The following is a 13,612-nucleotide window of genomic DNA, read 5'->3' as shown; positions in this document are numbered from 1 at the left end:
GGCGGGCGGCGGCCGGGCAGCGGCTCGAAACAGCGGGCCGGGGCGGTGCCGCGGCGAAATCCACATGAGCGTTGTCAGTGGGGCACCTTACGCTCGCGAGTGATGGCCGATACCGCGCAGACGACGAACCAGACCGACCGGACCGACTTACCCCAACGCTCCGCAGTGCGCTCGCTGTTGCGCCTGTGGCCGTTCATCCGCCCGGTGCGGGCGCGCCTGGGCACGGCCGCGTGCGTGGCGGTGCTCGCCTCCTGCATCAGCCTGGTCATCCCGCTGGTGCTCAAGTGGCTGGTGGACGGGCCCGTGGCGGCGCGCGACCCGGGCGGGGCGTGGCTCGGCGGCGCCTTCCTGCTGCTCCTCGGGCTGGCGGAGGCGCTGCTGTTCGGACTGCGCCGCTGGCTGGTGGCGCGCCCGCTGGCCGGGGTCGAGGCGACGATGCGCGAGACGCTCTACCGCCATCTGCAGCGGCTGCCGGTGGCCTTCCACGACCGCTGGCCTTCGGGCCAGTTGCTGTCGCGGGGGACCACCGACCTTCAGCTGCTGCGGATGTTCTTCGCCTTCCCGCTGATGTTCCTGCTGGTCAACGGGGTGACCATCCTGGTGGGCGCGGTGATCCTCATGGTCCAGCGCTGGTCGCTGGGGCTGGTGCTGCTGGCGCCGGTGCTGCCGCTGATGGTGCTGTGCTCGGTCTTCGAGGCGAAGTACGGGCGGGCGGCGCGCCGGGCGCAGGACCAGGTGGGCGATCTGACGACGGTGGTCGAGGAGTCGGTACTCGGCATCCGCATCATCAAGGGCTTCGGACGCCATCGCAGCCAGGCCCGGGCCTTCCGGGAGCTGACCCGTGCACTGCGGTCCACCGAGCTCGGCAAGGCGCGGCTGCTGGCCTGGATCTGGGGCTGCATCACCGCCCTCCCGGAGCTGTCGATCGGCGGCGCCCTGGTATGCGGGGCGGTGCAGGTGGCCGACGGGGAACTGTCCGCGGGCACGCTCGTCGCGTTCTTGTCGACGGCGCTGGCGCTGCGCTGGCCGGTGGACTCGATCGGCTTCCTGCTGGCCATGAGCAACGAGGCGGCGGCGGCCACCGACCGGTACTTCGAGGTGCTGGACGAGCCTGCGGTGGAGGAGGCGGGGGCGGCCACGCCGGCCGTGCAGATGCCGTCCGGGAGTTGCGCGGCACCGACGGCAACGGCCCGGGAGACCGCAGTCCCCGACACGGCGGCCTCGGACGCGCCGGCCCCGTACACAGCAGCGCCGGACGCCACGTCCCCGGGCACATCGGCCGCGGCCGGGGCCGGGGCCGCCACCGGCCAGGGGCTGGTCTTCTCCGGCGTCGCGTTCCGCTACCCCGACGCGCCGCCGGACTCACCGCCCCTCCTGAGGGACATCACCCTGCACATCCGGCCCGGCGAGACGATGGCGCTGGTCGGGGCGACGGGCAGTGGAAAGACCACGCTGACGGCGCTGGTGCCGCGGCTGTACGACCCCACCGCGGGCCGGATCAGCCTCGACGGGCGGGATCTGGCGACGATCAGCCGGGACGAGGCCCGTGCCATGGTGGCGGTGGCCTTCGAGGAGCCGACCCTCTTCTCGGCGACCGCCGCGGAGAACGTCCTGATGGGCGGCGTGGGCGCCGGGGACGACGAACTGCGGCGGGCGCTGGCGGTGGCGCAGGCCGACGGCTTCGTCGACGCCCTCCCGGAGGGCAGCGCGACCCAGGTCGGCGAGCAGGGCCTGAGCCTGTCCGGCGGACAGCGGCAGCGGCTCGCCCTGGCCCGTGCCGTGGTCGGCCGGCCGCGCTTCCTGATCCTGGACGATCCGCTCTCCGCCCTCGATGTGCACACCGAGGCGCTGGTGGAGGCGGCGCTGCGCCAGGTCCTGTCGACCACCACCGCCCTGGTCGTCGCCCACCGGCCGTCCACGGTCCTGCTCGCCGACCGGGTGGCGCTGCTGTCCGGCGGCCGGATCGCCGCCGTCGGCACCCATCACGAACTGCTCCGAGACAACCCCGAATACGCCGCATTGATGTCGGGAGAGGGAGGGGGCGCCCGATGACCACCACCACGGCCGGTCTGCCGTCCGACGATCCCGAGGGCCGCGACGGTCCGCTGTTCGACGACTCCGCGGGCCGCGCCGCCCCGCCCCGGCGGCCGGAGCCGGCACCGTCCGGGTCGTCACCCTCCGGGCCGGCACCCTCCGCGTCGTCACCCTCCGGACCGGCGCCCAGCGCGCCCCCGACGCCCGACTCGTTCGCCCGCGATGCACTCCCCGCTCCCCGGGGCGCCTCGCGTTCCCTGCTCGCTTCCCTGCTGGCACCGCACCGGCGGCGCGTCGCGGTGGTGGCCGTCCTGCTGCTGCTTCAGCAGGCCGCCGTGCAGGCCGGGCCGCTGCTGGTCGCGTATGCGCTCGACCACGCGGTGCCGGCGCTGCGGGCGGGCGCGCACGGGCCGCTGGTCGCCGTGGCGGTGGTGGCAGCCGTGTGCGCGGTGGCGTCCGGCGCGCTGCAGTTCGGCTTCATCCAGCTCGCCGCGCGCATCAGCCAGGACGTGCTGCTCGACCTCCGCGGCCGGATCTTCCGGCATGCGCAGGCGCTGAGCCTGGACTTCCACGAGCGCTATACGTCCGGCCGGCTGATATCCCGGGCCACCACGGACGTGGAGTCGCTGCGCGAACTCCTCGACGAGGGGCTGCAGGAGCTGATCACGATCGTCCTGTCGACGGTCTACATCAGCGTCACCCTGCTCTGGCTGGACTGGGGCCTGGGCGCCGCCGCCCTGGCCTCCGGCGTCCCGCTCGCCCTCCTCCTGCGCTCCTTCCGGCACCGCGCGCACCGCGTCTACAGCGCCAAGTCCTCGGCCATGGCGAGCATCATCGTGAAGTTCACCGAGACCCTCAACGGCATCCGCCCGGTGCAGGCGTTCCGCCGCGAGCGCGCCAACGACACCGCCTTCGCCCGGCTGAACCACCACCACGAGCGGATCAACGGCGACACGCTCCTGGAGATGGCCCGCTATGTCGTCTGCTCCCGGCTGGTGGCCAATGTCGCGCTCGCCGCGCTCGTGCTGTGGGGCGCCTGCCGGGTGGCCTCGGGGGGCCTGGCGCTCGGCGTGCTGGCCGCCGCGGTGCTCTATCTGCGCCGGCTCTACGACCCGATCGACCGGCTCGGGATGTTCCTCAACTCCTATGAGTCCGCGGCCGCTTCACTCCACAAAATCGCCGGGCTGCTCGCCCAGCGCCCCTCGGTCCCGGAGCCGGCCGCCCCCGCCGCCCTGCCCCCGCTCGCGGCCGGGCGGCCCGGCCGCGAGGTCGCCTTCCACGAGGTGGGGTTCGCCTACCGCACGGGCGGCGAGGTGCTGCCGCGCTTCGATCTGACCCTCACGGCCGGCGAGACCGTCGCCGTGGTGGGTGCCACCGGCGCCGGCAAGTCCACCCTCGCCAAGCTGCTGGCCCGCTTCTACGACCCCAGCCAGGGCCGGGTGCTGCTCGACGGCGTCGATCTGCGCGAGCTGCCCACCGGCACGCTGCGCCGCGCCGTCGTCATGGTCACCCAGGAGGCGTTCCTGTTCTCCGGCACGGTCGCCGACAACATCGCCCTGGGCCGCCCGGACGCCGTCCGCGCGGAGGTCGAACGCGCCGCGAAGGCCATCGGCGCCCACGACTTCATCACCGCCCTGCCGGACGGCTACGACACCGACGTCCGCAAGCGCGGCGGCCGCATTTCCGCCGGTCAGCGCCAACTGGTGAGCTTCGCCCGGGCCCTGCTCGCCGACCCCGCCGTCCTGATCCTCGACGAGGCCACCAGCTCCCTGGACATCCCCGGCGAGCGCGCCGTGCAACGCGCCATGGACACCGTTCTGCAGGGCCGCACCGCCCTGGTGATCGCCCACCGCCTCTCGACGGTCGAGATCGCCGACCGGGTCCTGGTCATGTCCGACGGCCGGATCATCGAGGACGGCCCGCCGGATCAACTCATAGCGGACCGGGGCCGGTTCGCGCAGCTGCACCAGGCGTGGCGGGACAGTGTGGGGTAGCGGGACCGACCGCGGGATCCGCGAGGGAAGGCGTCATTCCGGCGCTCCGTGCGCCGGGCACGGCGTCCGTCGGTCCGTCCGGGATGCGAGGCGCTCCGACTCCGGAGCGTTACCACCCGGAGGGTGCCCCGGCCCGAGGACCATGAGCCGCCCGCCACTCGCCCGCCCCGCTCCCCCACCCACTCCCCGCCCGCTCCCCGCCAGGTCTCCGCCTGGTCATGCCCGGATCCCGAGAGTTCACAAGCCTGGACATGGCGCGCCATTGCTGCCTATCGTCTCGCCATGGTGCAAAGGGTCGAGCCTCCGCCGGAACCACCGGTTACTCTCAGTAGTCCAGCCGAACTTCTCGCCGGCTACCTGGATTTCTATCGGGACGCCGTGCTGCGCAAGCTGGCGGGGCTCTCCGACGAGGAGCTGCGGAACAGCCGCCTGCCCTCCGGCTGGATGCCGCTGGCCCTCCTCAAACACCTGGCGTACGTGGAGCTGCGGTGGCTTCAGTGGGGCTTCGCCGGGGAGCAGATCGAAGAGCCGTGGGGCGACGTCAAGATCCGTCGCGGCGAGTGGCACCTCGAACCGGGTGAGACCCTCGAAGAAGTCACGGCATTCTTCCAGGAACAGTGCGCCCGGTCCCGCGCCATCGTCGCCGGAGCACCCCTGGACGGCAAGGCAGCCACCCTCGGCGGCCGCGTACCGGCCGAGGAAGACCGCCCGACGCTGATCTGGATCCTCTTCCACCTGCTCCAGGAATACGCGCGCCACCTCGGCCACCTCGACATCGCCCGTGAACTGGCGGACGGCACCCTCGGCGAATAGGCGACCCTCGCGAGCCGGCCCGCCCGGCCCCGCCGCCCCCGCCCGGCCCCGCCCGGCCCCCTGTCCAGCGCACAGGTTCGCCCGGACCTCCCGCCCGCCTCTCCCGGTCGGCGCCGACCCTTCCCCCGCGGCGACCAGTTCTCGCCCCAACTGCCCGCATCCCATTGGTTTTCCGCCGCACCCGTGTGCCGCACGTCTCATCCCCCGCACGGCCGGCGGAACGCGGAGAGGATGGTCACAGCGCGAGCGCGGACGACAGGGGGAAGACGGGATGACGGACGGCTCAAGGGGCCCGGCCGGCCCCGACCACCGCAGTGCCGGTCGGTACATCTGGTGGCTGGTGAGCAGTCAGCGGTGGCGGGTCGCGGCGGGCGCGACGTACGGCAGCCTGTGGATGGTGGGGCTGATGCTGCCGCCCTATGTGCTGTCCCGGGCCATCGACGACGGGCTGGTGCCGGACCGGATGCCGGTGCTGCTGGGCTGGGTTGCCGTGCTGCTGGCGGTCGGGGTGGGCAACGCCTGGCTGGCGGTCATGCGGCACCGCACGATGACCAGGATCCGGATGGACGCCACCTTCCGTACGGTCCGGGCCGTCGTGGCGCAGTCGTTGCGGCTGGGCGCGGCGCTGTCCCGTAGGACGACGGCCGGGGAGGTCGTCACCATCGGGATCGGCGATGTCGCGGTGATCAGCCAGACGTTGACGATGACGGGGCCCGGTGTCGGCGGGGTGCTGGCGTATACGGTCGTCGCCGTCCTGCTGCTGGCCGTCTCCCCGCTGCTGGCCCTGGTGGTGCTGCTGGGCGTGCCGCTGCTCGCGGTGCTGGTGGGGCCGCTGCTGAGGCGGCTGCAGGGGGCCGAGACGCGCTATCGCGAGCGGCAGAGCGGTCTGGCGGCGCAGCTGACGGACCTGGTCGGCGGGCTGCGGGTGCTGGGCGGCCTGGGCGGCAAGGAGGTGTTCGCCGCCCGCTACCGGGAGGCGTCGCAGGAGCTGCGCGCCGAGGGCTACCGGGTCGGTGCGGTGACCAGCTGGGTCCAGGCGCTCGGAGTCGGCCTGCCGACGCTGTTCCTGGCCGCGGTGACCTGGCCGGCGGCCCGGATGGCGGCCCAAGGGTCGATCACCGTCGGCGAGTTGGTGGCGGTCTACGGCTATGCGGCGGCGCTGGTGGTGCCGGTGTCGTTCTTCATCGAGGGCGGTTACGACCTCACCCGGGGGCTGGTAGCCGCCCGCCGGGTCGTTCGGTTCCTGCGCCTGGAGCCGGACACCGCGGACGGCCGGCCGGAAGCCGGTGCGGGCCGGGACGTACCCGAGGCGCCGGCCGTGCTGCGGGATCCGGCCTCCGGCGTCGAGGTGGTGCCGGGGCTGCTGACCGTACTGGCTGCCGCCCGGCCGGCCGAGTCGGCGGCGGTGGTCGACCGTCTGGGCCGGTTCGCGGACTCGGCGGCGACCTGGGGCGCGGTGCGCCTCGACGAGATCGCACTGCCCCGGGTCCGGGAGAGCATCCTGGTCGCGGACAACGAGGCGGACCTGTTCGCCGGGACGCTGCGCGAGGTGGCCGCCGGCCGGCGGGACCGCAGCGACGAGGAGATCGACCGCGCCCTGCACACGGCCCTGGCCGAGGACATCGTCCGCGGTCTGCCGGACGGGCTGGACGCACCGGTCGAGGCGCAGGGCCGCAACCTCTCCGGCGGCCAGCGCCAGCGCCTGCGGCTGGCCCGGGCGTTGCTGGCCGACCCCGAGGTGCTCCTCGCGGTCGAACCGACCTCGGCGGTCGACGCCCATACGGAGGCGGGCATCGCAGCCCGGCTGCACACTGCCCGCGCGGGCCGGACGACCGTCGTGACCAGCACCTCGCCGTTGCTGCTGGACCGCGCCGACGTGGTGTGCTTCCTGGTCGACGGCGAGGTCGCCGCGGTGGGCAGCCACCGTGCGCTGCTCGCCGAACAGCCCGGCTACCGGCGCCTGGTGTCACGCGATGCGGACGAGGCGGAGGGGATGGGCGCCGACGGCGTCGCCCCGGCTCACGCGACCGCGACCGCACCCGCGGCGAAGGAGAGCGCACGATGACACCGACGTCCACGAGGCCCGCCTCCCGGCCCGCCCCGCCGGACGGGGCGGCGCTGCCGGTCGCCGCGGCGGCCGCGACCCGGCGGGCCGCGCTCCGGCTGATCCGGCTCGACCGGCGGGCGTTCGCCCTGATGCTGGTCCTGAACTCGCTGGCCGCCGTCGCCGGTCTGGCCGGGCCCTGGCTGCTGGGCCGGATCGTGGACGCGGTCCGGGACGGCGCCGGGGTGCACACGGTCGACCGGCTGGCGCTGGTCATCCTGGTGTGTGCGCTGGCCCAGCTGTTGCTCGCGCGGTATGCACGCTATGTCGGCCACCGTTTTGGTGAGCGGACCGTGGCGCGGGTGCGCGAGCAGTTCGCCGACCGGACGCTGGCGCTGCCCGCGGCGACCGTGGAGCGGGCCGGCAGCGGCGATCTGACCGCCCGCGGCACGACGGATGTCGCCTCGGTCGCCCGGACGCTGCGGGACGCGGTGCCGGAGGTGTTCATCGCGGCGGCGCAGGCGCTCTTCCTGCTCGGTGCGGTGGTGGTCGTCAGCCCGCTGCTCGGGCTGTGCGGGCTGGGGCTGCTGAGCGGGCTGCCGGCGGTCCGGTGGTATCTGCGCCGGGCGCACGGCGCGTATCTGGCGGAGGGGGCGGCCACTTCGGCGCTCGCCGAGCTGCTGGCGGCCACCGCCGCGGGCGCCCGGACCGTCGAGGCCCTGGGCCTCCAGGAGCGTCGGCGGGCGGCGAGCGAGGCGGCCATCGAGCGGTGCCGCGCCACCCGTACCCGCACGCTGTTCCTGCGCAGCGTGCTGCTGCCCGCGGTCGATGTCTCGTACGTCGTCCCGGTGGTCGGGGTGCTGCTGGCCGGCGGGGTGCTGCACGGGCAGGGCCCCGCGGGCGTGACCTACGTCAGCCTGGGCACGGTCGTCTCGGCGGCGCTGTATCTGCGGCAGGTGTCGGCGCCGCTGGAGACGATCCTGTTCTGGCTGGAGCAACTGCAGAGCAGCGGCGCCGCGTTCGCCCGCGTCGAGGGCCTGGGCCAGGCCCCGCGGACCACCAAGGCCGCCGCCCCGGCCCTCCTCCCCCACCCCTCCCCGGGGTCCGCCCCAGCGCCCACCGTGCCCACCGTGCCCACCGACGACCGTATCGACGTCACGGCGGTCCACTACGCCTACGACCACGGGCACGACGACGTGCTGCGCGGCGTCGATCTGACCGTCCGCCCCGGTGAAAGGCTGGCCCTGGTCGGCCCGTCCGGAGCGGGCAAATCCACCCTGGGGCGGCTGCTGGCGGGTGTCGACGCCCCGCGCAGCGGCTCGGTGACGGTCGGCCGGGCGCCGGTCGCGGCGCTGGATCCGGAGGTGCTGCGCCGGCAGATCGTCCTGGTCACCCAGGAGCACCATGTGTTCCTGGGCACCGTCCGGGACAATCTGCGGCTCGCCGCGCCCGCGGCCGAGGACACCGCGCTGCACGCCGCGCTGGCCGCCGTGGGAGCCGAGTGGGCCGAGGAACTGCCGGACGGTCTGGACACCGAGCTGGGCGCCGGCGGGCACCGTCTCGACGGTTCGCAGTCGCAGCAACTCGCCCTGGCCCGGGTGGTGCTGGCGGATCCGCACACCCTGATCCTGGACGAGGCGACGGCGCTGCTCGACCCGCGGACGGCCCGGCACACCGAGCGCGCGCTGGCCGCCGTCCTCCAGGGCCGTACGGTCATCGCCATCGCACACCGGCTGCACACCGCCCATGACGCGGACCGGGTGGCCGTCATGGAGGGCGGCCGGCTGACCGAACTCGGCACCCACGACGAGCTGGTGGCGGCGGACGGCGCCTATGCCGCGCTGTGGCACTCCTGGCACGGCCGGGGCCCCGCCGGGCAGGACGCCCCGGGGGCCGCTCGTCCCGGGTCCGGATCCGGACGGCCTTGAGCTGCGGTTCGAGCCGTTCCGGTGGCCCCGGGAGCACGGGAACGACGTAACCGCCGATCACGGACCGTCCGCCTTCCGGACACGGATTTCGGGCAACGGACGGTTTCCGGCCAATTAGTTGAACGGAGCCTGACAACAAGCCACATGAGGTGGCACTCTTCCCCGCAACCGCCGCACGGACCCCCACAGCACCAGCCGCTGCGGCAGCGTTTCTCTCAGCACCACCCGCTCCACCGGTACGCCACGCACCACCGGTAACGCCACGTATCACCCGTACGTCTCCCCCCACACGCTCCAAGAGTTCTGCCTCGCTCTGCCCGGACGGCCGATGGGCCGCCCGGTCCCCCTCGGCCGCCCCGTCACGTCGCGGCCACCGCAGAAGGAGTCAGTGTGAGACGCACCCCCCATGGACGCGCCGTTGCGACCGGCGCACTCGTCGCCGTCACGGCGATGCTGGCCGTCGGCGTGCAGGCCGGCACCGGTACGGCGGCCGCCCCGCGGCCGGGCACCACGCATGCCACACCCCGGCCCGGCGCACTGCCGGCCAAGCTGTCCCCGTCCCAGCGTGCGGAGCTGATCAGGGCAGCGAACGCGACCACGGCACACACCGCCCGGGAGTTGAAGCTCGGCGCGAAGGAGAAGCTGGTCGTCAAGGACGTCTCGAAGGACGTCGACGGCACCGTGCACACCCGCTACGAGCGCACCTACGAAGGACTGCCCGTCCTCGGCGGTGACCTCGTGGTGCACCAGAGCAAGGGCGGCGCGCTCAAGGGCGTCACCAAGGCCGTACGCTCCCAGCTCAGGGTCGCGAGCACCACCGCGAAGGTGCACCCGGCCACCGCCGAGGCGAAGGCCGTGTCGTCGGCCCGGGCGCTCGGCTCGACGAGAACCGAGGCCGCCAAGGCGCCGCGCAAGGTGATCTGGGTCGCCGACGGCAAGCCGCTGCTCGCGTACGAGACGGTGGTCGGCGGGCTGCAGGACGACGGCACGCCCAACCAGTTGCACGTCATCACGGACGCCACGACCGGCGCCAAGCTCTTCCAGTACCAGGGGATCGAGCAGGGCATCGGCAACAGCGAGTACAGCGGCAAGGTCACCCTCGGGACGTCGGGCTCGGCACCGAACTTCTCGATGACCGACGCGACCCGCGGCAACCACAAGACGTACGACCTCAAGCACGGCTCGTCCGGCACCGGTTCGCTGTTCACCGACGCCGACGACACCTGGGGCGACGGCACCGCGCAGAACGCCCAGACGGCCGGTGTCGATGCGGCCTACGGCGCCCAGGAGACCTGGGACTACTACAAGAACGTGCACGGCCGCAGCGGCATCAAGGGCGACGGCGTCGGCGCCTACTCCCGCGTCCACTACGGCAACAGCTACGTCAACGCGTTCTGGGACGACGGCTGCTTCTGCATGACGTACGGCGACGGCAGCGGCAACGCCGCCCCGCTGACCGCGCTCGACGTGGCCGGCCACGAGATGTCGCACGGTGTCACCTCCAACACCGCGGGCCTGGAGTACAGCGGCGAGTCCGGCGGCCTCAACGAGGCGACCTCGGACATCTTCGGCACGGCGGTGGAGTTCTACGCCAACAACTCCGCCGACCCCGGTGACTACCTCATCGGCGAGAAGATCGACATCAACGGCGACGGCACCCCGCTGCGCTACATGGACAAGCCGTCCAAGGACGGGGCGTCGGCGGACTACTGGTCGAGCGGTGTCGGCAACAAGGACGTGCACTACTCGTCCGGTGTCGCCAACCACTTCTTCTACCTGCTGTCCGAGGGCAGCGGCCCGAAGGACATCGGCGGCGTCCACTACGACAGCCCGACCTTCGACAACCTGCCGGTCCCGGGCATCGGCCGGGCCAACGCCGAGAAGGTCTGGTTCAAGGCACTCAGCCAGTACATGAGCGCCAACACCAACTACGCGGACGCCCGTACCGCCACCCTCAAGGCGGCGGCGGACCTCTTCGGCCAGGGCAGCGCGTCGTACAACACGGTCGCCAACACCTGGGCGGCGGTCAACGTCGGCTCGCGCGTCCCGGACGGCGGCGGGGTCACCGTCACCAACCCGGGCAACCAGACCAGCACCGTGGGCCAGGCCGCCAGTCTGCAGATCAAGGCGACCAGCGGCACCGCGGGCGCGCTGTCGTACGCGGCGACCGGGCTGCCCGCCGGGCTGTCGCTCAACGCGAGCACGGGTCTGATCTCCGGTACGCCGACCACGGCCGGCACCAGCAATGTGACGGTCACGGTCACCGACGCCGCGAAGAAGACCGGGACGGCCGCCTTCACCTGGACGGTCAGCGCCTCCGGAGGCGGCAGCGTCTTCGAGAACACCGACGACGTGGCGATCCCGGACGCGGGCGCGGCGGTCACCTCGCCGATCAACGTCGGCCGCTCCGGCAACGCCCCGAGCACGCTCAAGGTCGGGGTCGACATCGTCCACAGCTACCGCGGTGACCTGGTCATCGACCTGATCGCCCCGGACGGCACCGCCTACCGGCTGAAGAGCGCCAACGCGTTCGACTCGGCGGCGGACGTGAAGACGACGTACACCGTCAACGCCTCCGCCGAGAAGGCGAGCGGCACCTGGAAGCTGCGGGTGCAGGACGTCTACGAGGAGGACTCGGGCCACATCAACAGCTGGAAGCTCACTTTCTGACCAACGGCCGCACCAAAGAGTCACCTTGGTGTGACATAAGCGGGCCGCCAGATCGAGCCACCTCGCAACGGGCCTGCTGAGCACAGTGATTGGGCGTCGTCCCCGGGTCACCGGGGACGACGCCCAACTCCGTTATACGGACGGCGGACTCCACTCTGCGGACGATTTCCAGCCAAGTTGTGAACACCCTCCTGACATGCACGCGTTCGAATGGCAGTCTTCCCGAACGCACGTCACACCCGCATCGCTTTGCACCCCCACCACTTGGCAAAGTTGAAGGAGCACGCGTGACCCCCCGCATATCTCGCAAGACCCGTGTGACCGGTGGCGCCATCGCCGCCGCAGCTCTGCTGGCCGCCGGTATCGCCGGCACCGCAGGAGCCTCCACCGCCCCGGCCCCCACCAAGGACGGTTCGCCCCTCAAGCTCAGCGCCTCGCAGCGCACCGAGCTGCTTCGCGACGCCGGCGCCGCGAAGGTCCAGATGGCCAAGGAACTCGGCCTGGGCTCGCAGGAGAAGCTGGTCGTCAAGGACGTCATCAAGGACGCCGACGGCACCACCCACACCCGTTACGACCGCACCTACGCCGGCCTGCCGGTGCTGGGCGGCGACCTGGTCGTGCACACCGCCAAGGGCGGCGCGATCAAGGGCACCACCAAGTCGACCGACAAGTCGATCAAGGTGGCCTCCACCACGGCGAAGATCGCCCCGACGGCCGCCGCGCAGTCGGCCCAGGGCACCGCCGCGAAGTCGCTCAGCGCCAAGAAGGCCGACGCGCAGGCGCCCAAGAAGGTCGTCTGGGCCGCCTCCGGCGCGCCCGCCCTCGCCTACGACACCGTCGTCAAGGGCGTCCAGAAGGACGGCACGCCCAGCCGCATGCACGTCATCACCGACGCCAACAGCGGCAAGAAGCTCTTCCAGTACGACGACATCCGTACCGGCAAGGGCGAGAGCGAGTACAGCGGCAGCGTCGACCTGGGCACCTCCAAGGAGGGCAGCGGCTTCACGCTGACCGACGCCGACCGCGGCGGTCACAAGACCGTCAACCTCGGCAACAGCGAGTCCGGTGAGGGCAAGGCCTTCACGGACGACGACGACAAGTGGGGCACCGGCAAGGCCGACGACCCGCAGACCGCGGCCGTCGACGCCCACTACGGCGCGGCCGAGACCTGGGACTACTACAAGAAGGTCCACGGCCGCAACGGCATCAAGGGCGACGGCAAGGGCGCCACGTCCCGCGTGCACTACGGCAAGAGCTACGTCAACGCCTTCTGGGACGACAGCTGCTTCTGCATGACCTACGGCGACGGCGAGGGCGACAAGGCCCCGCTCACCGCCCTCGACGTCGCGGCCCACGAGATGTCGCACGGTGTCACCTCCGCCACCGCCAACCTCACCTACAGCGGTGAGTCCGGCGGCCTCAACGAGGGCACCTCGGACATCTTCGGCACCTCGGTCGAGTTCTACGCCAAGAACGCCAAGGACCCGGGCGACTACCTCATCGGCGAGAAGATCAACATCAACGGTGACGGCAAGCCGCTGCGCTACATGGACAAGCCGTCCAAGGACGGTCAGTCGAAGGACTTCTGGGACTCCAAGACCGGGGACCTCGACCCGCACTACTCCTCGGGCGTCGCCAACCACTTCTTCTACCTGCTGTCCGAGGGCAGCGGCCCGAAGGAGATCGGTGGCGTCAAGTACGACAGCCCGACCGCGGACAACAAGAAGGTCGAGGGCATCGGCCGGGACAAGGCCGAGAAGATCTGGTTCAAGGCCCTGACCGAGTACATGACCTCGAACACCGACTACAAGGCCGCCCGCGAGGCGACCATCAAGGCTGCCACCGACCTGTACAAGGCCGGCAGCCCCGAGGTCAAGGGCGTCGAGGCCGCCTGGACCGGCGTCGCCGTCAAGTGACGCAACGAGCGGGAACGTGCTGAACGTGCCGGGGTGACCTCACCCTGGAGCGGGCGGTGTCCGGAGACTTCCGGGCACCGCCTTCACGCGTTTCCGGGGGCGGAGGAGCGCGGTGTCGCGGGCCGCGCCGGTCCCCGCCGAGCCGGGCCGATGCGGCGCCGGCCGGCCCGGCCCAGGAGCGGGCCGCGGGCACCCTGGGGCGCGCCCGTCACC

The 13,612-nt window shown here is 72.5% G+C and carries 7 protein-coding genes; all 7 read left to right on the top strand.

What is annotated here, in order from left to right:
• Positions 1 to 102 precede the first annotated feature (102 nt).
• The 7 genes from BKA18_RS25230 (at position 103) to BKA18_RS25200 (ending at position 13,399) form a co-directional block, all read left to right on the top strand.
• Positions 103 to 2,052 (top strand): ABC transporter ATP-binding protein, encoded by a 1,950-nt coding sequence (locus BKA18_RS25230; RefSeq protein ID WP_366045460.1) that lies wholly within the window; start codon positions 103 to 105, stop codon positions 2,050 to 2,052.
• Positions 2,049 to 4,028, top strand: coding sequence for an ABC transporter ATP-binding protein (locus tag BKA18_RS25225; RefSeq protein WP_366045461.1), 1,980 nt, complete (start codon positions 2,049 to 2,051; stop codon positions 4,026 to 4,028). The genes BKA18_RS25230 and BKA18_RS25225 overlap by 4 nt, the downstream gene beginning before the upstream one ends.
• Before the next feature lie 282 nt (positions 4,029 to 4,310).
• Entirely contained in the window at positions 4,311 to 4,841 is a 531-nt protein-coding gene (locus BKA18_RS25220; RefSeq protein WP_366045462.1) for a DinB family protein, read from the top strand.
• A gap of 271 nt (positions 4,842 to 5,112) precedes the next feature.
• Positions 5,113 to 6,906 (top strand): ABC transporter transmembrane domain-containing protein, encoded by a 1,794-nt coding sequence (locus BKA18_RS25215; RefSeq protein ID WP_366045463.1) that lies wholly within the window; start codon positions 5,113 to 5,115, stop codon positions 6,904 to 6,906.
• Entirely contained in the window at positions 6,903 to 8,813 is a 1,911-nt protein-coding gene (locus tag BKA18_RS25210) for an ABC transporter ATP-binding protein (RefSeq protein ID WP_366045464.1), read from the top strand. The genes BKA18_RS25215 and BKA18_RS25210 overlap by 4 nt, the downstream gene beginning before the upstream one ends.
• Positions 8,814 to 9,203: 390 nt before the next feature.
• Positions 9,204 to 11,483, top strand: coding sequence for a M4 family metallopeptidase (locus BKA18_RS25205; protein ID WP_366045465.1), 2,280 nt, complete (start codon positions 9,204 to 9,206; stop codon positions 11,481 to 11,483).
• Between the two features lie 287 nt (positions 11,484 to 11,770).
• Positions 11,771 to 13,399, top strand: coding sequence for a M4 family metallopeptidase (locus tag BKA18_RS25200; RefSeq protein ID WP_366045466.1), 1,629 nt, complete (start codon positions 11,771 to 11,773; stop codon positions 13,397 to 13,399).
• The last annotated feature ends 213 nt before the right edge of the window (positions 13,400 to 13,612 follow it).

It is taken from the genome of Streptomyces auratus (assembly GCF_050433025.1).
Classification (GTDB): domain Bacteria; phylum Actinomycetota; class Actinomycetes; order Streptomycetales; family Streptomycetaceae; genus Streptomyces; species Streptomyces sioyaensis.
The sequence above is the reverse complement of the archived record's forward strand: the minus strand, read 5'-3'. Positions and strand labels throughout refer to the sequence as shown.